General features: G+C 65.3%; 16 protein-coding genes and 1 pseudogene. 11 read left to right on the top strand and 6 right to left on the bottom strand.

The window, feature by feature from the left end:
* The 4 genes and pseudogenes from BRAS3843_RS30365 to BRAS3843_RS30350 form a co-directional block, all read right to left on the bottom strand.
* Positions 1 to 259 (bottom strand): annotated as a pseudogene (locus tag BRAS3843_RS30365) (glycosyl transferase); the annotation flags it as partial.
* Positions 260 to 374: 115 nt separating this feature from the next.
* On the bottom strand, positions 375 to 1982 hold the full coding sequence (locus BRAS3843_RS30360) for a PEP/pyruvate-binding domain-containing protein (RefSeq protein ID WP_008972994.1): 1608 nt from the start codon (positions 1980 to 1982) through the stop codon (positions 375 to 377).
* A gap of 10 nt (positions 1983 to 1992) precedes the next feature.
* A complete protein-coding gene (locus BRAS3843_RS30355) occupies positions 1993 to 3918 on the bottom strand; it encodes a hypothetical protein (RefSeq protein WP_008972993.1) in 1926 nt (641 codons plus the stop codon).
* 120 nt (positions 3919 to 4038) lie between these two features.
* Positions 4039 to 6456 carry a phosphoketolase family protein gene (locus BRAS3843_RS30350; protein ID WP_008972992.1) on the bottom strand — a complete coding sequence of 806 codons (2418 nt, stop codon included), beginning with the start codon at positions 6454 to 6456 and terminating at the stop codon, positions 4039 to 4041.
* A 192-nt stretch (positions 6457 to 6648) separates the two neighbouring features.
* Between BRAS3843_RS30350 and BRAS3843_RS30345 the strand changes: the two genes are divergently transcribed.
* From BRAS3843_RS30345 to BRAS3843_RS30335, 3 genes are all read left to right on the top strand, one after another.
* Positions 6649 to 7821 (top strand): PA0069 family radical SAM protein, encoded by a 1173-nt coding sequence (locus tag BRAS3843_RS30345; RefSeq protein ID WP_008972991.1) that lies wholly within the window; start codon positions 6649 to 6651, stop codon positions 7819 to 7821.
* Positions 7822 to 8113: 292 nt separating this feature from the next.
* Positions 8114 to 8911, top strand: a complete 798-nt coding sequence (locus BRAS3843_RS30340; protein ID WP_008972990.1) for a ribonuclease HII — start codon at positions 8114 to 8116, stop codon at positions 8909 to 8911.
* 171 nt (positions 8912 to 9082) lie between these two features.
* Positions 9083 to 10591, top strand: a complete 1509-nt coding sequence (locus BRAS3843_RS30335) for a glycosyltransferase family 39 protein (protein WP_008972989.1) — start codon at positions 9083 to 9085, stop codon at positions 10589 to 10591.
* Positions 10592 to 10704: 113 nt separating this feature from the next.
* On the opposite strand, the gene BRAS3843_RS30330 is transcribed toward BRAS3843_RS30335, so the two are convergent.
* Positions 10705 to 11523 (bottom strand): uracil-DNA glycosylase, encoded by an 819-nt coding sequence (locus BRAS3843_RS30330; RefSeq protein WP_035983322.1) that lies wholly within the window; start codon positions 11521 to 11523, stop codon positions 10705 to 10707.
* Between the two features lie 152 nt (positions 11524 to 11675).
* Between BRAS3843_RS30330 and BRAS3843_RS30325 the strand changes: the two genes are divergently transcribed.
* The 3 genes from BRAS3843_RS30325 (at position 11676) to BRAS3843_RS30315 (ending at position 16315) form a co-directional block, all read left to right on the top strand.
* The gene (locus BRAS3843_RS30325; RefSeq protein ID WP_035983318.1) at positions 11676 to 13334 is read left to right on the top strand and encodes an electron transfer flavoprotein-ubiquinone oxidoreductase; all 1659 of its coding nucleotides are present in this window, start codon (positions 11676 to 11678) and stop codon (positions 13332 to 13334) included.
* 233 nt (positions 13335 to 13567) lie between these two features.
* Positions 13568 to 15364 carry a tetratricopeptide repeat protein gene (locus BRAS3843_RS30320; protein WP_008972985.1) on the top strand — a complete coding sequence of 599 codons (1797 nt, stop codon included), beginning with the start codon at positions 13568 to 13570 and terminating at the stop codon, positions 15362 to 15364.
* A gap of 39 nt (positions 15365 to 15403) precedes the next feature.
* Positions 15404 to 16315, top strand: coding sequence for a 4-(cytidine 5'-diphospho)-2-C-methyl-D-erythritol kinase (locus BRAS3843_RS30315; protein ID WP_008972984.1), 912 nt, complete (start codon positions 15404 to 15406; stop codon positions 16313 to 16315).
* A gap of 144 nt (positions 16316 to 16459) precedes the next feature.
* Here the strand turns inward: BRAS3843_RS30315 and BRAS3843_RS30310 are convergent, their stop codons facing one another.
* The gene (locus tag BRAS3843_RS30310; RefSeq protein ID WP_008972983.1) at positions 16460 to 17470 is read right to left on the bottom strand and encodes a polyprenyl synthetase family protein; all 1011 of its coding nucleotides are present in this window, start codon (positions 17468 to 17470) and stop codon (positions 16460 to 16462) included.
* 176 nt (positions 17471 to 17646) lie between these two features.
* Here BRAS3843_RS30310 and BRAS3843_RS30305 point away from each other — a divergent pair, with 176 nt between their 5' ends.
* From BRAS3843_RS30305 to BRAS3843_RS30285, 5 genes are all read left to right on the top strand, one after another.
* Positions 17647 to 17874, top strand: coding sequence for a DUF2007 domain-containing protein (locus BRAS3843_RS30305; protein ID WP_008972982.1), 228 nt, complete (start codon positions 17647 to 17649; stop codon positions 17872 to 17874).
* Positions 17867 to 18631 (top strand): methyltransferase, encoded by a 765-nt coding sequence (locus BRAS3843_RS30300; protein ID WP_008972981.1) that lies wholly within the window; start codon positions 17867 to 17869, stop codon positions 18629 to 18631. The genes BRAS3843_RS30305 and BRAS3843_RS30300 overlap by 8 nt, the downstream gene beginning before the upstream one ends.
* A 286-nt stretch (positions 18632 to 18917) precedes the next feature.
* Positions 18918 to 19769 carry a S49 family peptidase gene (locus BRAS3843_RS30295; RefSeq protein WP_085967051.1) on the top strand — a complete coding sequence of 284 codons (852 nt, stop codon included), beginning with the start codon at positions 18918 to 18920 and terminating at the stop codon, positions 19767 to 19769.
* Between the two features lie 111 nt (positions 19770 to 19880).
* A complete protein-coding gene (locus tag BRAS3843_RS30290; protein WP_008972979.1) occupies positions 19881 to 20072 on the top strand; it encodes a hypothetical protein in 192 nt (63 codons plus the stop codon).
* Positions 20073 to 20183: 111 nt separating this feature from the next.
* Positions 20184 to 21143 carry a glycine--tRNA ligase subunit alpha gene (locus BRAS3843_RS30285; RefSeq protein ID WP_008972978.1) on the top strand — a complete coding sequence of 320 codons (960 nt, stop codon included), beginning with the start codon at positions 20184 to 20186 and terminating at the stop codon, positions 21141 to 21143.
* Positions 21144 to 21175: the final 32 nt, after the last annotated feature.

The raw sequence follows: 21175 nt of genomic DNA, 5'->3' as shown, positions 1-21175 counted from the left end.
CGCCTGCAGGCAGAAACATCAGCCAGGGTGCCTTGGCCTGGGCTGCGCCGGCAGCAAGTGCGGCGGCGTGAGAGCCTTCGAATTTCAGGAAATGGCAGCCGGCGACGTCGGCCACCCGCTCCATCACGCTGGGATCTGATGAACGATCAACCAGCAGGACTTCGGTGATGACCCCGGCCGCTGCGCCCGGGACCAGCGCCGACAGAGTGGCGACCGCAGGCTGCTCGACCCCCTCCGTCGGAATGATCACACTCAACATGGTGCTGGCATCGTTGTTCAAGCGCCGTTGAGACTTGTTATCACCTTGTCACAATCAAAACAGCCCGCTGCGCTGCAGAATTTTGCGGCAGGCGCGAAAAATGCGGAGCGATGGCTCAAGCCGATTGCCGCGTCAGTGTCGACTCCTGATCCTCATTACGCCAGCGTGCGACCTCCGCGAGTTCGGCTTCTGGCCTGGTGGTGACGATCTCAAGCCGACCCAGATAGATCCGCCCGGTATCACCTTCGATAGTGACCCAGTCGCCGCCGACGATCTGGGTTGCGCCGAGCCGCGCGCGGTCGGCCTCGGGCTCGACCACCATCGCCTCGCAGCCGACGATACAGGGCCTACCGAGCTGCCGGGCAACCAATGCGGCGTGCGACGTGCGTGCGCCGACTGAGGTGACGATGCCGGCGGCCACCGCAAATCCCGCGACATCGGCGGTCGATGTGTCCGGGCGCATCAGGATGACAGGCTCACCACCGGCGGCTAGCCTTTGCGCACTGACCGCGTCGAAGGCGGCACGGCCGGCTGCGATGCTGCCGGAGGCACCGATGCCAGTTGCGGCTGGCTCTCCGGCACCGGCGAGCCGGGTCTCGACCAAGGCGTCGAGGTCGATCTCGGCGAGCCGCGTCAGCGCCTCGTGCGGCGCGATCAGGCCCTCGTGCACGAGATCGATCGCGATCCGCAGCGCCGCGCACGGGGTGCGCTTGGCGGCGCGCGTCTGCAGGATCCAGAGCTTGCCGTCCTCAACCGTGAACTCGACGTCCTGGACGTCGCCGAAGGCCTGCTCGAGCTGCTTCAGCACCGTGCCGAGTTCGGCGGTAAGCTTGGGCAGCGCGCGTGCGATCGTGTCTTCGGTGTCGGGGGTGCGGCGCCCGGAGACGACGTCTTCGCCTTGGGCGTCCAGCACCAGATCGACCATCGGCTGCGGTGCGCCGGTCGAGGGATCGCGAGAAAAGGCGACGCCGGCACCTGAGGCGAGGCCGCCATTGCCGAACACCATCGCCTGCACCGTCACGGCCGTGCCGCGCAGATGATCAAGATTCTGCAGCTTGCGATAGGTCTGCGCGCGCTCGCTCATCCAGGACTGATAGACGGCGCGTGCGGCGGCCTCGAGCTGCGCTTCGGCATCCTCCAGCCAATCGTCGCTGCCGATCTCAACCAACGTCTGCTCCTCCGTCGCGAGCCACTCCATCGCCGCGCTGTCGAGCTCGCGATCGGTGGCGACCTCTTCACGCGCGATGAGCTCGCTCACGCGGGCCGCCAGCGGCGCCGGATCGAGGCCAAGCACGGTCTCCGAATAGCTCTCGATCAGGCGGCGGCGGCAGTCCCAGGCGAGCCGCGGTCGGCCGGTGGTGCGGATCAGACCACGCATTGCGGCCGAGGTGCAGCCAACATTGAGCACGGTGTCGAGCATGCCCGGCATCGAGCGCGCAGCGCCGGAGCGTACCGAGACGAGCAGGGGACGGCGATGGTCGCCGAAGCTCTTGCCGGTCGCCTGTTCAAGATAGGTGATGCCGGCTTTCAATCCGTCGCGCAGATCCCGTTCGGCCTGCGCTTTGCCGGCGATGATGTCGGCGCAGAGCTCCACCGGCAGCACGAACGCTGGCGGCACGGGCAGGCCGAGCGCGGCCATCCGTGCCAGATTGGCAGCCTTGGCCCCGATGATATCGGCCGAATGCTGTTCGGTTGCGATGCCGCCGATGCGGACGATAGGCATGAGCTGGTCCTTACGCTGAGAGATCGGTCATGATGTGCTGATGCAGCAGATGACCGAAGCCGGCGAGGCGATCGGTCGCGCGCTCGATGGCGCGCGCCAACTCCAGCACCGATAACGACGTCGCGACGTCGAAGCCGCCGGCGAAGACCAGCGCGGTGATCGCGCGCTCCCCCGTATCTGCCGCGTGTTCGGTATCCATCAGGCGGACGACGGCGGCCAGCGCATCCTCGGCATCGGCCTGGCGCCCCTCGGGCACTTCGGCCGCAGCGGCCAGCCCGCTCGCCGCTGCCTCGATTGCGGCAATGGCGACGGCGCAGAGTTCGCACAGCGCGTCAAGCGGTTTGCCGCCGATGTGGTCCGGTGCCAGCGAGGCAATGAAGGCCGCTTGCTCCAGTTCGTCGATCGCCTCCTCAGCGCGATCGACCAACGCTTCGATCACAGGCTTGGCGTTGAGCCGGGTCACCTCCTGCCGGGCCTCGATCGCGATGCGATCCGCCTTCTGCTCGATCCGGCCGGCGCGCGCCGCGAGCAGCTTGCCTTCGCTGGGACGCCCGGCTTGCAGCGCGGCGAGGTGACGCGCCAATGCGGCGGCGACGTCGTGGGCAAGCCCGAGCTGGCGCATCACGATCGCGAGCGGGCCGCTATCGGCACGGTCGAGATGACGCACCAGATCGGCCTCGATCTGATCGCGGACCAGCCGCACCGAGCGTCCTGCCATGAGGCCCTCGGTCGAGGCGCGCAGCGCGCCCTTCAAGAAATCGATGGCTGCGTTGCGGCCGAGCGCCTGGTCCAGCCGCTCGCCGAAGCCGATCCGGTTGGGAGCGGCGTTGCGCACAGCAGAGCCGAGCAGCTCATTGCCGCCGAGCTGGAGAAAGGCGCGATGGCCGACGCGATGGCGGGCGGCCCAGTCGAGAATGCGCGTCGCGTCGTCCTTGGCGACCCAGCTGCGCAAGAGCTTGCGCGCCTTGTTCCAGTCGATCAGGAACACCAGCGCCGCGCCAAGCGCGGCGAGGAAGTCGTCGCGTGCTGTCGCGCTGTCGCCCTCGAATTGGCCGGTCACCAGGAAAAAGGCATTCTCCTCGCCAAGACCGGCAGCGCTGTGCCGGTCGAGGCCGCTCCAATGGGCGGCAAAGTCATCGAACAGCTGAATGAAGAATTTCGCCCGCACCAGATGCACGTCAGTGTAGGTCACCGTGACCGCGTTGTCCTTGACCGCGATCACCATGACGTGGGCGTCGGTGGTGCCGATGTCATTCTGGATCAGCAGGCGACCGCCCGAACGGGTCGCCATCGTGTCGAGGCCGGGATGATCGAATTTCAGGGCACGCGTGGCGTTGAGCCCGCGCATGAAGGCTGCAACCGCCGGACGGTCCGCGTCAGCGAGGCCATAGACATGAGCGCCGTCAAGCACCTCCTCGGCGCAGTCGGCGGCCATCCGGTTCAGCGCCTTGTGCAGATCCATCACCAGCCGATGCAGGCTGTCCGCGGTCTCCTGTGCGCTGGTGAGCCGTGCGACCCGGGCGAATTCGACATCGTTGCCGGCCTCGAGGAGTCCTGCGCTGCGGATGGCGGCGAGCCGCTTCTCGGCCGCGTCACCTTCGGCAGGCCGGCCGCCTGCCACGGCGCGGATCATCGCGCGCGCGTCCTCCTCGATGTCCCTGATCAGCTTGGGTAGGCCCGGCGCGGCCAGGCGCCCGTTTGTCGTGCGATGTGCGCCCCCGATCAGCGCGGCGAGATCTGCCGACGCGAGGCCTGCGGCGCGGCTTTCCGGCGACAGATCCGTCGGAGCTCGTTCGGGGGCCTGAGCATGCTGGCTGGCAGCCTGCAGTGTGCTCAGGCGCACCTTGATGCGGTCGTTGGCGGCAAGACCGTCTGCGACCAACTGCGGCAGCAAAATTCCGGCCTGGCCGAGCTCTTTGATGATCTGCGATTTCATGGCGGCATCGCTTCAGAGGAATGATGCCGCCACTCTTACCGACCGAGACGATCCGGCTGTTGCGCTAGATCATTCATCCTGCTGTCATATTAGTGGTTTCGGCCTGCTTGCTTCTGCGGCTCAATCTCCCGCTTCCTGTGGCGTGCGGCCGCCGGCGCTGTTCGGCCATACCCAGTCGCGGATCTCCGGCATATCCTCGCCATGTTGGCGCACGTAACGGGTGTGCTCGATCAGCGCGTCACGGAATTTCTGCTTCACGTGCGCGGCGGAGACGGCGAGCCCCGGCACGCGCTCGATGGCTTCGATGGCGAGATGGAAGCGATCGAGCTCGTTCAGCACCACCATATCGAACGGCGTCGTGGTGGTGCCTTCCTCGATGAAGCCGCGCACATGCATGCCGGCATGGTTGGTGCGGTTGTAGGTCAGCCGGTGGATGAGATGCGGATAGCCGTGATAGGCGAAGATCACCGGCTTGGTCGTGGTGAACATGCTGTCGAAGTCGCGGTCGCTCAGGCCGTGTGGATGCTGGTCCTTCGGCTGCAAGGTCATGAGGTCGACGACGTTGACGACACGGATCTTCAGATCCGGTAGCTCCTTGCACAGCAGGTCGACGGCCGCGAGCGTCTCCAAGGTCGGGATGTCGCCGGCGCACCCCATCACGACGTCGGGCTCCTGGTCGGCGGGCTCGGTACCGGCCCAGGACCAGATGCCGATGCCGGCTTCGCAATGCGTCGCTGCCTCTCTCATGGTCAGCCATTGTGGTGAGGGCTGCTTGCCGGCGACGATCACGTTGATGCGGTCATAGGTGCGCAGGCAGTGATCGGCGATCCACAGCAGCGTGTTCGCATCCGGCGGGAAGTAGGTGCGGACGATATCGGCCTTCTTATTGGAGACGAGATCGACGAAGCCGGGGTCCTGATGGCTGAAGCCGTTATGGTCCTGCCGCCAGACATGCGAGGTCAGCAGATAATTGAGCGAGGCGATCGGCCGCCGCCATGGCAGATGGCGCGAGACCTTCAGCCACTTGGCATGCTGGTTGAACATGGAATCCACGATGTGGATGAAGGCCTCGTAGCAGGAGAACAAGCCGTGGCGTCCGGTGAGCAGATAGCCCTCGAGCCAGCCCTGGCAGAGATGCTCGCTCAAGACCTCCATCACCCGGCCATCATGGGCGAGATGCACGTCGTAGGGCTCGATACCCTCCATCCAGACCCGGTCGGTGGCATCGAACACCGCATCGAGCCGGTTGGAGGCGGTCTCGTCCGGCCCCATGATGCGGAAATTTCTGGCGTCCGCATTCAGCTTGACGACGTCGCGCAGGAACTTGCCGAGTTCGCGCGTCGCTTCGGCCACGACCTGGCCGGGTGAGGGAACGTCGACCGCGAACGCATGATAGTCCGGCAGTTTGAGCTCGCGCTTGAGCAGCCCGCCATTGGCATGCGGATTGGCGCCCATGCGCCGCGGTCCGCGCGGCGCCAACGCCTGCAGCTCCGGCACCAGCCGCCCCTCGCTGTCGAACAGGTTGTCCGGCTGATAGCTCTTCATCCAGGATTCGAGCAGCGCGAGATGCTCGGCATTGCCGCGCGGATCTGATATCGGCACCTGATGGGCGCGCCAGAAGCCTTCGACCTTGAGCCCGTCGACCTCCTTCGGCCCGGTCCAGCCCTTCGGGCTGCGCAGCACGATCATGGGCCATTTCGGCCGATGCACATCTGCACCCGGCTGGCGCGCGCTCTGCTGGATCGAGCGGATGCTGGCGAGCGCGACGTCGAGCGCATCCGCCATCATCCGATGCATCGCCTTCGGTTCGTCGCCTTCGACGAACAAGGGTTCATAACCATAGCCTTCGAACAGCTTGCGGACCTCGGTGTCGCTCATGCGGCCGAGCACGGTCGGATTGGCGATCTTGTAGCCGTTGAGGTGCAGGATCGGCAGCACCGCGCCGTCATGTGCCGGGTTCAAGAACTTGTTGGAGTGCCACGACGCTGCCAGCGGTCCGGTCTCGGCTTCGCCGTCGCCGACGACGCAGGCGACGATCAGGTCGGGATTGTCAAACGCGGCGCCATAGGCATGAACCAGCGCGTAACCGAGCTCGCCGCCCTCATGGATCGAGCCCGGCGTCTCCGGCGCCGCATGGCTCGGAATGCCGCCGGGAAAGGAGAATTGCCGGAACAGCTTGCGTAGGCCGTCGGCATCGCGCGCGATGTCCGGATAGATCTCGCTATAGGTGCCTTCGAGATAGGTGTTGGCGACCATGCCGGGCCCGCCGTGACCGGGGCCGCAGATATAGATGACATTGAGGTCCTGGGCGCGGATCGTCCGGTTCAGATGCGCGTAGATGAAGTTGAGTCCGGGCGTGGTGCCCCAGTGCCCGAGCAGGCGGGGCTTGATGTGTTCGGGCCGCAGCGGCTCGCGCAGCAGCGGATTGTCCAACAGATAGATCTGGCCGACCGACAGGTAATTCGCCGCGCGCCAGTAGCGGTCGAGCAGTTCGAGGTCGTCGGCCAGGATGTTTTGCTCGGTGGGGGTGATTTGCATGAGACCTCGCTGACCTCTTCCGTTTCGGGTGGCGCACGGAAAGAGTGGCGGCGGACCGCCTCGTTCCATCGTGGCGGTAGGATAGAACGGGATTGTGATAGCCGGCCTTGCGCTGGCGCAGACCTTCGATCTTTTGTTCTTTGTTTGTGCTTTGTTCTTGATTTGTTCAAAGGTCATGTTATGTCTTGGCCCATGAGCCGAGCATCTTCACATGCCCTCAAGCACCCGCCGGTCAAGGCGCCCTCCGAGCCGGCGGGTGCGTCCCAAACTGCCGCTGACTTGCCGGAGCTTGCGGTTGTCATCGAACGCGGCCGTCGACGCGGCCGAGGCGCGCAATCCAATGCCAGCGGCCGTTACGAGGCCGAGGCGCGGGTCGTCTTCGACGACGGCTGGCAGAGTCTGGACGACCTCCCGCCGTTCAAGACCACGGTCGCGACCGACACCTCGCGCAAGGTCATCACCCGCAATGACTCGCCCGATATTGGCTTCGACCGATCGATCAATCCCTATCGGGGCTGCGAGCACGGCTGCGTCTACTGCTTCGCGCGGCCGACCCACGCCTTTCTCGGCCTCTCGCCCGGGCTCGATTTCGAATCCAAGCTGTTCGTGAAGCCGGATGCGCCGGCGCTGCTGGAGAAGGAGCTTTCGGCGGCCGGCTACGAGCCGCGGATGATCGCGATCGGCACCAACACCGATCCGTATCAGCCGATCGAGCGCGAGCGGAAGGTCATGCGCGGCATCCTCGAGGTGCTGGAGCGGGTTGGCCATCCCGTCGGGATCGTCACCAAATCGGCACTGGTGGCGCGTGATGCCGACATCCTGGCGCGGATGGCGAAGAAGAACCTCGCCAAGGTGGCAATCTCGGTGACAACCCTGGATCCGAAACTGGCGCGGACCATGGAGCCGCGGGCCTCCACGCCATCGAAACGCCTGGAGGCGCTGCAGCTTCTGTCCAAGGCCGGCATCCCGACCACGGTCATGGTGGCGCCGGTGATCCCGGCGCTGAACGACAGCGAAATCGAGCGCATTCTCGATGCGGCGGCCCATGCCGGCGTCAAGGAAGCCGCCTACGTTCTGCTGCGGCTGCCGCTCGAGGTGCGCGACCTGTTCCGGGAATGGCTGCTCGAACATTACCCGGACCGCTATCGCCATGTCTTCACCCTGATCCGCGACATGCGCGGCGGTCGCGATTACGACTCGCAATGGGGCACCCGGATGAAGGGCACGGGGCCGATGGCCTGGATGATCGGGCGCCGCTTCGAGATCGCCTGCGAGAAGCTGGGGCTGAACAAGCGGCGCGCGAAGCTGACGACGGACCATTTCGTGCGGCCGAAGGGCGGCGGGCAGCAGCTCAGCCTCTTTTAGACAATTTCGGAGCACCGGTGTTGAAACGGCTGCACTAGATCATTCGCCTTGGTGCACTTGCAGTGCGACGTGATGCTGGATAGTCATCTTCCGCCTGTCACAGGAGACTATCTGCATCTGGCGGTTGCGGTCGAAAACGCAGGAACTACCCGGTGATTGGAAAGAGGGGTAAGCCGTTGAGCCGCCTGCCTCTACCATTGCTTTCGAACGAGAAGCAGAAGCTCGTTGCATAACGGGGATTGTGATCGATTCCTGGTTGCACGGGGGCTCTCGCTTTCGCAAAGTGCCGGCCATGATTCGGGATCAGGCAAAATCCAGGAAGGCTGCGCCGAAGGCGGGCAGGGTCAAAACTGGTGCGATCAATGGCGAGCCAAAGCCCGCCAAAGGCGTCATCGCCGTGGCGCCACCGAGCTTTCGCCGCGAGCGGGCGCTGTTGAAGCAGGGGATCTGGCCGGTCGCAGGCTGCGACGAGGCCGGACGCGGGCCGCTTGCAGGTCCCGTGGTCGCGGCCGCCGTGGTGCTCGACCCCAAACGCATTCCTAAAGGGCTCGACGATTCGAAGCGGTTGACGGCCGAAGAGCGCGAGGCGCTGTTCGAGAAGATCTGCAAGACCTCGGCCTTTGCCGTAGCCTTCGCATCGCCTCAGCGAATCGATCGTGACAACATCCTGCGGGCGTCGCTGTGGGCGCTCTCGCGCGCGGTCAGGGCGCTCCCGGAGCCGCCGAAGCACGTCTTCGTCGATGGCCGTGACCGCATCGACGTGACCTGCGACTGCGAGGCGGTGATCGGCGGCGACGGCCTGGTGATGTCGATCGCGGCGGCCTCGATCGTGGCCAAAGTCACGCGCGACCGGCTGATGTGCGCGCTGGCGCAGGACTGTCCCGGTTACGGCTTCGAGCAGCACAAGGGTTACGCAGTGCCGGAGCATTTGGCGGCGCTCGACCGCCTCGGGCCGTCCGTTCATCACCGCAGCCTGTTCGCGCCTGTGGTGGCTGCGCGCCAGAAGCATCAGCCCTGGACGGTGATGCCAGAGCCTGATCTGTTTGCTGAGACGACAGTGGTCACGTCGGAAATCTCGGTCGGGCTCTGATCCCGATTGCCTCGGCGGCGCCACCGTCTTATGAGCTAGATCAGCCAACCAGTCCGAAGCGTCACCCCTCGCTAGGGATCGTCGGTCGCCTTGCCCGCGCGGTATCGATTGCCGGTCGCGGACAAGCGGCATTACCCGAATGAGAGACGATCGCAAGCGATCCAGCTATTCATGCGTTTCACATCCCTGGTCGTCGAACTGATCCGCGCCCGGCCGAGGCTGGTCGTGGTGATCGTGGTGCTCTGTCAGGCGGTGCTTTGGCTCGCGGTCGCAGTCCTGTTCTACCGCAGCCCGCCGAGCGATCTCGCCACGTTGCTCGCCTTCGGCCGGGAATATCAGGTCGGCACCGACCTGGGACCGCCGCTATCGTTCTGGCTGGCCGACATCGCCTACCGCGCGGTGGGCAACCACATGGTCGGCGTGTACCTGTTGGCCGTGCTCTCGTCGGCGGTGACGTTCTGGGCGATCTTTCTGCTGGCCCGCGCGATCGTCGGCAGCCAGCACGCCGTGCTCGCGGTGCTGCTGACAGTGACCGTGACCGCGTTCGGCGCGCCGACCCTGGAATTCGGTCCCGATATTCTGGCCCGGCCGCTCTGGGCGCTGTTGTTGCTGCACACGTGGCAGATACTTGGACAGAACCGGCGCAACGCCTGGTTTGCCTGGTCGATCGAGGCCGGGCTGTTGCTGCTGACGACGTCGGCCGCCATCGGCCTGCTGTTGTTGATCGCTGGCTTTGCTGCCTCCAGCGCGCGAGGCCGGCGCGTCCTAACATCCTTTGATCCGTTGTTCGCGCTCCTGGTCGTGCTGGCCCTGGCGCTGCCCTATCTGATCTTCGTGCTGCGTGCCGACAGCACCATTTGGCCGGCATTGCCGATGCTGGCAGAGCTTGGCGCGCGCGCCGAGCTCTGGCTCTCGCTGCTCGGCGGGCTGTTGCTCGCGATGGCCGCCATCCTGCTGCTGGTCATACTCAATTCAAACCGGGTCAGCCGCGATGAGACGGACGCGCCGATCATCTATCGGCCTCCGGTTGCGCCGCTCGCACGCGACTTCGTCTATTGCTTCGCGCTCGCACCACTGCTGGCCTTCAGCCTGCTCTCCGGTCTGTTCGGCCGCGACACCGTGATCAGTGGCGCCGGCGTCACCTTGACGATGTCAGGATTGGCCGTGGTGGTCGCGTCGGGCGATATCATTCGGCTGCGGCGGCAGCGGTTGTTGCGCGCGGTCTGGGCGGCCGCGATTGCGGCACCCGCGGTGCTCGTGGTCGGGGCGACCGTGGTGCTGCCTTGGACCAGCGGTAGCGAGGTTCATACGGCGATGCCGAGGCGGCAGATCGCGCAATTTTTCGTCGAGAGCTTTGCCCGCCGCACCAATCAGCCGCTGCGCGCAGTCGCCGGTGATCCCGAGCTTGCGAGCCTGATCGCGCTCGGTCGCAGCCGGCCGCATCTGTTCCTGGACGCAACCCCGCAACGGACCCCGTGGGAAACGCCGGCGCAGTTCGCCGAGACCGGTGGCGTCGTAGTCTGGCGTGCTGCGGACACCATCGGCACGCCGCCGCCGGAGATCGCGCAGCGTTTTCCGGGCATTGTGCCGGAGGTGCCGCGCTCGTTTGATTGGCTGATCAACGGCCGGCAGCCGCTGCTCCGGATCGGCTGGGCGATCGTGCGGCCGAAAGGGAAGTAGCTTGCCGTCATTCCGGGATGGTGCGTAAGCACCAGACCTCAGATGTGCAATTGCGCATTGGGAATCTCGAGATTCCGGCCTTGATGCTGCGCATCGCCCCGGAATGACCGGGATCAACTACTAAGCACCTTTGCGATTGCGCGCAGATCCTGCCAGGACAGCCGCTTGTAGGACGGCGAGCGCAACAGATAGGCCGGATGGAAGGTCGCCATCGCGCGGATCACCCGCCTGCCGGTGTCGTATTCGAGCCAGCGGCCGCGGGTGCGCATGATGCCCTCGCGGGTGCCGAGCAGCGCTTGCGTCGAAGGATTGCCGAGCGTGACCAGAACGTCCGGGTCCACTAGCTCGATCTGGCGCTGGATGAACGGCAGGCAGATCTGGGTCTCCTGCGGCGTCGGCGTGCGATTTCCCGGAGGGCGCCAGGGAATGACGTTGGCGATGTAGGCCTTGCTGCGATCGAGTCCGATCGCGCCGATCATGCGGTCCAACAGCTTGCCGGAACGGCCGACGAAGGGCAGCCCTTCAATGTCCTCGTCGCGGCCGGGCGCCTCGCCGACGAACATGATGCGGGCCTGCGGGTTGCCGTCGGCGAACACCAGCCGTGTGGCGGTATTCTTCAGCGAGCAGCCGTCGAAGGTCTCGAGCAGTGCGCGGAGCGCCTCCAGGCTTGGCGCGGTGCGCGCCGCCTCGCGTGCCGAGGCAATCGCGGCATCGGGCGGAGGCGGCGGTTCGGCACGGGGCGGAATAATCGCGGGCGTTGCGCGGAAGGGTTGCGGCGGCGGTGCTTCGCGGGCTACAGGAGCGCTGGCCAAAGGCGCAGGCTCCGGTTCCGCCAGCCGGTTGACCGGGGCGTCGTCGAGCGCGCAGTCGACGCCGGCCTCCACGTAGAAGGCGAGCAGCTGTCTGATGTCGGGGATGGGCTCGGGTGTCATGGCGATGGTCGGTCCAGGCCAGTCTACGCCGCCTTGACCCAGGACGGAATGCATTTCCGCGGTTGTTCTTCCGGGAAAAATCGGAAACAAGAGGGCGAACAACCCGAACTTCAAGGGAAGAAACGCTCGCAACAGGGCTGAGATCGTAAACCATGAGCACCGAAGAATTACCTCCTCGCGAATCCATGGAGTTCGACGTCGTCATCGTCGGCGCAGGCCCCTCGGGCTTGTCGGCGGCGATTCGGCTGAAGCAGCTCAATGCCGACCTCAACATCGTGGTCGTTGAGAAAGGCTCCGAGGTCGGCGCGCACATCTTGTCCGGTGCCGTGATCGACCCGGCCGCACTCGACAGGCTGATTCCGGACTGGCGCGGCGACGACGATTGTCCGCTGAAGACGCAAGTCAAGGTCGACAAGTTCTTCTGGATGACCGAGAGCAGCGCGATCCCGCTGCCGGCCTTCATGATGCCACCGCTGATGGACAATCATCATTGCTACATCGGCTCGCTCGGAAATGTCTGCCGCTGGCTTGCGCGCAAGGCCGAAGCGCTCGGGGTCGAGATCTATCCGGGCTTTGCCGCCACCGAAGTGCTGTATGACGAGCAGGGCGCCGTGCGCGGCATCGCCACCGGCGACATGGGCATTGCCAAGGACGGTTCGCCGAAGCCGTCCTTCACGCGCGGCATGGAGCTGCTCGGTAAGTACACGCTGTTTGCGGAAGGCGCGCGCGGCAGCCTGTCGAAGCAGCTGATCGCGAAATTCGCGCTCGACAGCAACAGCGAGCCGGCGAAGTTCGGCATCGGCCTGAAGGAAGTCTGGCAGATCGATCCGGCCAAGCACCAGAAAGGCCTGATCCAGCATTCGTTCGGCTGGCCGCTCGACAGCAAGACCGGCGGCGGCTCGTTCCTCTATCATTATGACGACAATCTGGTCGCGGTCGGCTTCGTCGTGCACCTGAACTACAGCGATCCGTATCTGTCGCCGTTCGAAGAGTTTCAGCGCTTCAAGACGCATCCCTCGATCCGCACCGTGCTCGAAGGCGGCAAGCGGCTCGCTTATGGTGCGCGTGCGATCACCGAAGGCGGTTATCAGTCGGTGCCGCGGCTGTCCTTCGCCGGCGGTGTGCTGATCGGCTGCGCGGCCGGCTTCGTCAACGTGCCGCGCATCAAGGGCGTGCACAATGCGATGGGCAGCGCGATGCTGGCGGCCGAGCATGTCAGCGCCGCAATCGCGGCCGGGCGCGCCAATGACGAATTGGGTGAATACGAGAATGCCTGGCGCGGCTCTCCGGTCGGCCAGGACCTGTACAAGGTCCGCAACGTCAAGCCGCTATGGTCCAAGTTCGGTACCGTGCTGGGGGTCGCGCTCGGCGGCATCGACATGTGGTGCAACACCCTTGGCTTCTCGCTGTTCGGCACCCAGTCGCACGGCAAGCCCGATCGCGCCACGCTCGATCCGGCCAGGGCGCATAAGCCGATCCCGGCGGCCAAGCCCGATGGCAAGCTGACCTTCGATCGCCTGTCCTCGGTGTTCCTCTCCAACACCAATCATGAGGAAGACCAGCCGGTGCACCTGAAGGTTGCCGACATGGCCCTGCAGAAGAGCTCGGAGCATGACGTCTATGCGGGGCCGTCCGGCCGTTATTGCCCGGCCGGCGTCTATGAATGGGTGGAGGACGGCGCGAGCCCGCGCTTCGTCATCAACGCCCAGAACTGCGTCCATTGCAAAACCTGCGACGTCAAGGACCCCAACGGCAACATCACCTGGGTTCCTCCGGAGGGCGGCGGGGGGCCGAACTACGAGGCGATGTAGTGCACGATTGCGTGAGCCGTCGCCCGAAACCAGAGGCCCCGGCCACGATACGGCCATAGTGAACGCGTTTCAGGCAGCACCTTTTGGCCGTCCGACGGGGCTGTCCGACTGAAGCGACCGGCCATCCTTGCGATTGGCCGCCAAACGCGGCATTGTCGGCGCTTCGAAAGCGCCGCCGATTGGGGTCGAGTCTGCGACGACCTTTTCATTTCCACCAACCAGAGCGAACCGTGATGTTATCAACTCGTTGCAATCGCTGGACTGCCGTCGCCCTTGCCGCTCTGCTGCTTCCGGTTGCAGCCGCGGCGCAGACGCCGGACCGTCCGACCGATAACGCCGCGCAGTTCCCGACCAGCCACGACCTGAAGTCGCTCACCACCTCGGGCAGCTATCTGGCCGCGCGCCATGCCAGCGTCGAGCGCGATGCCGCTTCCGCCGCCGCGTTCTACCGCTCCGCGCTGCGCAGCGATCCGAAGAACAACGAACTGCTCGACCGCGCCTTCATCTCTTCGGTGGCCGATGGTGACATCGACGAGGCGGTCAAGCTCGCCGAGCGCATCCTGACGATCGACAAGTCCAACAAGATCGCTCGTCTCGTGGTCGGCGTGCAGGACATCAAGCAGAAGAAATATGCCGCCGCGCAGAGCAACATCAATCAGTCGGTGCGCGGTCCGATTACCGATCTTGTCGCGACGCTGCTGTCGGCCTGGGCTGCGGCGGGTGCAGGCGATGCCAAGACCGCGGTGGCCACGATCGACAAGCTCGCCGGTCCCGAATGGTATCCGATCTTCAAGGACCTGCATGCCGGCATGATCTACGAGTTCGCCGGCAAGGAGAAGGAAGCCGGCGCGCGGTTCGAGCGCGCCTACAAGCTCGACGATTCGATGTTGCGGATCACCGAAGCCTATGCGCATTGGCTGTCACGCAACAAGGACGCGGCGTCTGCGACCGCGATCTATGAGGCCTTCGACAAGAAGCTCGCGCGGCACCCGCTGGTGCAGGAGGGCCTGCGCGAGACCAAGGAAGGCAAGAAGCTGCCGTCACTGATCGATTCGCCGCAGGCCGGTGCGGCCGAGGCGCTGTATGGCATCGGCGCGACCCTGACCCGCCGCGGCGGCGAGGACCTCGCGCTGGTTTATCTGCAGCTCGCGCTGCATCTGCAGCCGAACCATCCGCTGGCGCTGTTGTCGCTTGCCGATCTCTACGAGACCGTGAAGAAGCCGCAGATGGCGATCAAGGTCTATGAGCGGGTGCCGGCGTCGTCGCCGTTGAAGCGCAATGCGCAGATCCAGCTCGCGACCGATCTCGATTCGGCCGATCGCGGTGACGACGCGATCAAGATCCTCAAGGAAGTGATCGCGCAGGATTCGAAGGATCTGGAAGCGATCATGGCGCTCGGCAATATCGAGCGCGGCCGCAAGAAGTTCGCCGACTGCGCCGAGACCTATTCGCTTGGGATCGACTCGCTGCCGCCCAACAACGACAAGGCCAACAGCATCTATTATTACTATCGCGGCATCTGCGAGGAGCGGTCCAAGCAGTGGCCCAAGGCTGAAGCCGACATGCGCAAGGCGCTCGATCTGCAGCCGGATCAGCCGCATGTCCTCAACTATCTCGGCTATTCCTGGATCGACCAGGGTACCAATCTCGACGAGGGCATGAAGATGATCAAGCGCGCCGTCGAGCAGCGGCCCGACGACGGCTACATCGTCGACTCGCTTGGCTGGGCCTATTATCGCCTCGGCAATTACGAGGAGTCGGTGAAGAACCTCGAACGCGCCATCGACCTGAAGCCGGAAGATCCGACCATCAACGACCATCTCGGCGATGCCTATTGGCGTGTCGGCCGTAAGCTGGAAGCCAAGTTCCAGTGGGCGCACGCGCGCGATCTCAAGCCGGAGCCGGACGATCTGCCGAAGATCGAGGCCAAGATCCAGAACGGCTTGACCGATGATCCGGCGCCGGCTGCGGCCTCTGCCGACAAGGATGCCTCGGCCGACAAGAAGAAAGAGGACGATAAGGGCGGCTAGTCGGCGATCTTTCTTGATTTTCCTGGGGGCTTTCCGCCGATGTCGGCGACCAGCGCAGCGTGCGCGACAAACGCGCTCAGCGATCAGGCCCGCGCCAAGGTCAATCTGACCTTGCGCGTGGTCGGCCGTCGGGCCGACGGCTATCATGACCTGGAAAGCATCGTGGCCTTTGCCGATTGTGCTGACCAGCTGCGCCTGGAGCCTGGCCCGGAATTGACGCTCACCGCCACCGGGCCGCTCGCGGGAGCCTGCGGGGAGACCACCGACAATCTGGTGCTGAAAGCGGCGCGACTCCTGTCGGAGGCCGTGCCGGGGCTCAAGCTCGGCGCGTTCACGCTGGACAAGGTGCTGCCGGTGGCCGCCGGTATCGGCGGCGGTTCGGCGGATGCTGCTGCCGCCTTGCGGCTGCTCGCACGCCTGAACGGCCTTGCGCTCGAGGATCCAAGCCTCGTCGCCGTGGCCCTGAAGACCGGCGCGGACGTGCCGGTGTGCCTGGCCTCGCAAGCCTGCGACATGACCGGAGTCGGCGAGAAGCTGTTGCCGCTGGACCTTCCCGCGCTGCCTTGCGTGATGGTCAATCCGCGCATGCCGGTGGCAACCAAGGATGTGTTCCAGGCGCTGGGCTTGAGGCCGGGCGACCTCCGGGTCGGCGTCACCGATGTCATTCGGGCGCCGGCCTGGCCCGTGGCGGGGGCTTCGACGGCGGATTGGGTCCGCGCGCTTGAGCAGGTGCCGAACGATCTTGAGAAGCCCGCGCTCAAAGTGCAGCCTGTCATCGCCGACGTGCTATCGACGCTCGGCACTTGCCCAGGCGCGCTGCTGGCGCGCATGTCAGGCTCTGGCGCGACCTGCTTTGCCATCTTCGGCAGCGCAACCGAGGCGCAGGCCGCCGGCCGACGGATCGGCACCGATCACCCCGAATGGTGGGTGCATGCGGGGACGTTGAGTTAGATCGTAGGTATTTGCTTTCACGTAGCGGTCGTCGTCTGCGAAAGCGGACAATCCAGTATTGCAGAGACGGCGATGTCACATCGTGAGTGCGCGGCGTACTGGATGCCCCACCTGCGCGGGGCATGACGGCTTGTTTATGTCGAGCTAATGCGAGCGGGCGAGGCAGAATGCCACGACCTGTTCCAGCGCGGTCTTCATCGGCGAGGCCGGAAACAGCGCCAGCGCATCGACCGCCATGGCGCCGTAGTGCTGGGCACGGCTGATCGTGTCCTCGAGCGCGCGGTGCTTGTTCATCAGCCCGATCGCATGGTCGAGATCGTGGTCGCTGATCTCGCCGCGTTCCAGGGCCTTGATCCAGAACGCGCGCTCAGAGTCGCTGCCGCGGCGGAAGGCCAGCACGACCGGCAAGGTGATCTTGCCCTCACGGAAATCGTCGCCGATGTTCTTGCCGAGCTTGGCCGACTTGCCGCCATAATCGAGCACGTCGTCGACGAGCTGGAAGGCGATGCCGAGATTCATGCCGACCGAGCGGCAGGCAGTCTGCTCGGCCTTGGGCCGGTTGGCGAGCACGGGCCCGACCTCGCAAGCGGCCGCGAACAATTCTGCGGTCTTGCCGCGGATGACAGCAAGATATTCGTCCTCGGTGGTCGCCGTGTTCTTGGCGGCGGCAAGCTGCATCACCTCGCCTTCGGCGATGGTGGCGGCGGCCGCGGAGAGAATGTCGAGCGCGCGCAGCGAGCCGACCTCGACCATCATGCGGAACGCCTGTCCCAGCAGGAAATCGCCGACCAGCACGCTCGCCTCATTGCCCCACAGCATCCGGGCGGACAATTTGCCGCGGCGCATCTCGCTCTCGTCGACCACGTCGTCGTGCAGCAGCGTCGCCGTGTGCATGAACTCGACCGCTGCAGCCAGCTTGATATGGCCGTCGCCGCTGTAGCCGGCGAGGTTGGCCATGGCGAGCGTCAGCATCGGCCGCAGCCTCTTACCGCCGGAGGAGATCAGATGGTTGGCGACCTCCGGGATCATCGTCACGTCCGACCCGGTGCGGGACAGAATCGTGGCGTTGACCCGTTCCATGTCGGCGGCAACCAGCGCGACCAGCCCGTCGATCGAAGCGTTCGATGGGCTTTCGAAAGGTACAATCACCGCCACGCTGGTCTCCGCTCCTGCTAAACTGGTATTCCGGCTCCGGTATTCGTATCATACGGCAGCGAGCGCTTATACGAATGTCGGGGCCGACGGGATACGGCCGCACCATAGAAACTGCGGCGCAACGCGGCAAGGCTTGACACGGAACCTTGATCGCGCCGGACACGGAGGCCCCACGCTTGCGGGAATTGGTTCGAACCAACGACATTGTACTGGTCTCGGCAATCGAGGCGCTGCTCCAAGGCGCCAATATCGATCATCTGGTGCTCGACCAGAACATGAGCGTCATCGAGGGCTCGCTGGGCATCCTGCCGCGGCGTATCCTGGTGCACGAGGACGACAATCTGCAGGCGCGGCGGCTGCTCACCGAGGCCGGTCTCGCGCATGAGCTGCGCCCCGATGAATGAGGCGGCCGCTTTTTCAGACGATGCTTTTCTCGGCGGCCGGTTGCGGCTGCGCCAGCCGATCTCGGGCCACCGCTGCGGCCATGATGCGATCCTGCTCGCGGCGGCGGTAGCCGCGCGTCCCGGTGACCGCGTGATCGACCTCGGCGCGGGCGTGGGCGCCGCGGGCTTGGCGGTAGCCGTGCGCGTCGATGGGCTCAGCCTGACGCTGGTCGAGATCGATCCGGATCTCGCTGAGATCGCGCGCCATAATGCCGCAGCGAATGCGCTGTCCGCCGATGTCGTCGTGCTCGATGTGACAAGCGAGGCGAGTGCCTTCGCGGCCGCCGGGCTTGCGCCTGACAGCGCCGACGTCGTCCTGATGAATCCGCCGTTCAATGATTCCGGCCGGCACCGGTCGTCGCCTGATGCTGCGCGTGCCACGGCGCATATGGCTGGACCGAGCACGTTGGAGGCCTGGGTGCACGCGGCGCGGCGGATCCTGAAATCAGGCGGCGCGCTCACCTTGATCTGGCGGGCAGACGGGCTGGGCGAGGTCTTGTCCGCGCTGTCGCGCGGCTTCGGCAGCCTGGCACTGCTGCCGGTTCATGGCGAGGCGGGAAAGCCTGCGATCCGGATCCTGGTCCGGGCCGTCAAAGGGGGACGTGCCCCGCTCGTGCTTCTGGAGGGGATTGCACTGAACGCACCAAGCGGGCCGGCGAGTGAGGTGGTCGAGGCTGTGATGGCGGGGCGGGGGACGTTGCCGCTTGCCCGCCCGTGAACGCTGGATCGGGATCAGCGTTATTGCGGCAGCGTTTCCGAGCGGCGCTCGGGAGTCGCGGTGAAGCGGATGGCGGTCAGGAGGCTACCGAGCAGCAGCATCAGCAAATAAATCTTCATGTGTTCCTCCGCCGCCCCTGCATCTGCTAACCACGCAATTCCAACGTTCGTTCCGGCCGATTGGATGGCAGCGGCGGGATAAAAAATGGTTAATTCGAGGTAAGTCGATGGTGGACAGTTTGACCCAAGCCGACAGCACGCCGAGCCTGTTCGAGCGATGGAAGGCGATGCTGCCGGCAAGGCTGAGGGGGGCGCCGGTCGTCCCTGTCGTCCGCCTGTCCGGCGTGATTGGCGCGGTGACCCCGCTGCGCCCGGGACTGACGCTGGCCGGCGTCGCCAAGATGCTGGAGCGTGCGTTCTCGATGCGCAACGCCAAGGCGGTGGCGCTCGTGATCAATTCGCCCGGCGGCTCCCCGGTGCAATCGCGCCAGATCTATCTGCGCATCCGCCAGCTTGCGGCGGAGAAGAAGCTGCCGGTGCTGGTGTTCGTCGAGGACGTCGCGGCGTCCGGCGGCTACATGATCGCCTGCGCCGGTGACGAGATCTTCTGCGATCCGTCGTCCATCCTGGGCTCGATCGGGGTGGTCGGCGGTTCGTTTGGGCTGCAGGAGCTGATCAAGAAGATCGGCATCGAGCGCCGGCTCTATACCGCAGGCGAGCACAAGGCGATGCTCGATCCCTTCCTCCCCGAAAACCCTGACGATGTGGCGCGGCTGAAGAAGATCCAGCGTGAGATCCATGCGCTGTTCATCTCGCTGGTCAAGGAGAGCCGGGGCGTACGCCTCAAGGGCGCCGATGACGTGCTGTTCACAGGCGAATATTGGGCCGGCGACAGCGCGATCGGCCTCGGACTCGCGGATGCGGTGGGCGATCTGCGCTCGACCTTGCGCACCCGGTTCGGCGAGGAGGTGGTGACGCCGGTGGTGATGCCTGCGAGCGGCATGCTGGGCGGCCTGCTCGGCCGTCGCGCGCCGGGGGCCGGTAGCCTGGGCGGGTCCTTCAGCGGCTGGGCTGGGCTTGCCGAGGAATTGATCTCGGCGGTGGAGACCAGGGCGATCTGGGCCAGATTCGGGCTGTAAATAGCGTTGGTCCGCGCCATTTCGTCCCAGCAATCCCAATTGCCTGGGGAACCCGGATCAGCGAATATTGCACCGGGGGTGGCTGTCCTCACGAGGATGAAGGAACGACCGATGCCGCCGTTTGTCGCCGTTGCGGGTGTGCTGGGCGGACTTGCCATGGTCCGCTGGGCCTATAAGACCGCACAAAGGATCAATCACGAGCTGGAAGAGGCGCGGCTGTCGCGCATGGCCGAGGCCGCGCACGCCGGCGAGATCAAGACGCTTCGTCGCGATCCCGTCACCGGCGCCTACCGCCCGCTCTGACGCGCCCTTGAAAGGCGGCGACGTTTGCCGTCGCCGCCTTGATTCCTGGTCCACCCGCCGATACGGTCCGCGCGCTTTTTCCCCGCTTTGCGCAAAAGACCGAAATCGACGATGGATTCGCTGCCTCTGCATATGCGCCCGGAACGCTCGTTCCAGGGCTTCATCCTGGCCCTGCAACGGTTCTGGGCCGAGCAGGGCTGCGTGATCCTGCAGCCCTACGACATGGAGATGGGTGCCGGCACCTTCCATCCGGCTACGACCTTGCGGGCGCTGGGGCCAAAGCCATGGAATGCGGCCTATGTGCAGCCGTCGCGGCGGCCGAAGGACGGCCGCTACGGCGAAAATCCCAACCGGATGCAGCACTATTACCAGTTTCAGGTGATCATGAAGCCGTCGCCGCCGAACCTTCAGGAGCTCTACCTGAAGTCGCTCGGCGCAATCGGCATCGATGCCGCCGTGCACGACATCCGCTTCGTCGAGGACGATTGGGAAAGCCCGACCTTGGGCGCCTGGGGTCTCGGGTGGGAATGCTGGTGCGACGGCATGGAAGTGTCGCAGTTCACCTATTTCCAGCAGGTCGCGGGCTTCGAATGCGCGCCGGTGGCGGGCGAGCTCACCTACGGGCTCGAGCGCCTTGCGATGTATGTGCAGGGTGTCGACCGCGTCTACGACCTCAACTTCAATGGCCGCGACGGCGATGCCAAGGTCACCTATGGCGACGTATTCCTGCAGGCCGAGCAGGAATATTCCAGGCACAATTTCGAATATGCCGACACCACGATGCTGTTCGAGCAGTTTCGGATGGCCGAGGACGCCTGCCGCAAATATCTCGCCGCCGGCTGGCAAGAAAATTCAAAGCTGGGCAACCGCAAAGAGCACCTGATGGCGCTGCCCGCCTATGACCAGTGCATCAAGGCGAGCCACGTCTTCAACCTGCTCGATGCGCGCGGCGTCATCTCCGTCACCGAGCGCCAGAGCTACATCCTGCGCGTCCGCGAGCTCGCGAAAGCCTGCGGCGAGGCCTGGCTGCACACCGAGGCGGGCGGGGTGGGGGCAACGCACGCCGGCTAATTGCCGGACTCAGATCTTGCTCGGTGCTTCTG

Origin of the sequence: Bradyrhizobium sp. STM 3843 (assembly GCF_000239815.1) — a bacterium.
In the GTDB taxonomy this organism is placed as follows: domain Bacteria; phylum Pseudomonadota; class Alphaproteobacteria; order Rhizobiales; family Xanthobacteraceae; genus Bradyrhizobium.
The sequence above is the reverse complement of the archived record's forward strand: the minus strand, read 5'-3'. Positions and strand labels throughout refer to the sequence as shown.

Bases quoted from the DNA above. Each gene is read 5' to 3' on its own strand.
- BRAS3843_RS30315 (WP_008972984.1), top strand. From the start codon at position 15,404: ATGTCGGCGACCAGCGCAGCGTGCGCGACAAACGCGCTCAGCGATCAG.
- BRAS3843_RS30290 (WP_008972979.1), top strand. From the start codon at position 19,881: ATGCCGCCGTTTGTCGCCGTTGCGGGTGTGCTGGGCGGACTTGCCATG.
- BRAS3843_RS30295 (WP_085967051.1), top strand. From the start codon at position 18,918: ATGCTGCCGGCAAGGCTGAGGGGGGCGCCGGTCGTCCCTGTCGTCCGC.
- BRAS3843_RS30325 (WP_035983318.1), top strand. From the start codon at position 11,676: ATGAGCACCGAAGAATTACCTCCTCGCGAATCCATGGAGTTCGACGTC.
- BRAS3843_RS30330 (WP_035983322.1), bottom strand. From the start codon at position 11,523: ATGACACCCGAGCCCATCCCCGACATCAGACAGCTGCTCGCCTTCTAC.
- BRAS3843_RS30350 (WP_008972992.1), bottom strand. From the start codon at position 6,456: ATGCAAATCACCCCCACCGAGCAAAACATCCTGGCCGACGACCTCGAA.
- BRAS3843_RS30340 (WP_008972990.1), top strand. From the start codon at position 8,114: ATGATTCGGGATCAGGCAAAATCCAGGAAGGCTGCGCCGAAGGCGGGC.
- BRAS3843_RS30345 (WP_008972991.1), top strand. From the start codon at position 6,649: ATGAGCCGAGCATCTTCACATGCCCTCAAGCACCCGCCGGTCAAGGCG.
- BRAS3843_RS30300 (WP_008972981.1), top strand. From the start codon at position 17,867: ATGAATGAGGCGGCCGCTTTTTCAGACGATGCTTTTCTCGGCGGCCGG.
- BRAS3843_RS30355 (WP_008972993.1), bottom strand. From the start codon at position 3,918: ATGAAATCGCAGATCATCAAAGAGCTCGGCCAGGCCGGAATTTTGCTG.
- BRAS3843_RS30360 (WP_008972994.1), bottom strand. From the start codon at position 1,982: ATGCCTATCGTCCGCATCGGCGGCATCGCAACCGAACAGCATTCGGCC.
- BRAS3843_RS30320 (WP_008972985.1), top strand. From the start codon at position 13,568: ATGTTATCAACTCGTTGCAATCGCTGGACTGCCGTCGCCCTTGCCGCT.
- BRAS3843_RS30285 (WP_008972978.1), top strand. From the start codon at position 20,184: ATGGATTCGCTGCCTCTGCATATGCGCCCGGAACGCTCGTTCCAGGGC.
- BRAS3843_RS30335 (WP_008972989.1), top strand. From the start codon at position 9,083: ATGCGTTTCACATCCCTGGTCGTCGAACTGATCCGCGCCCGGCCGAGG.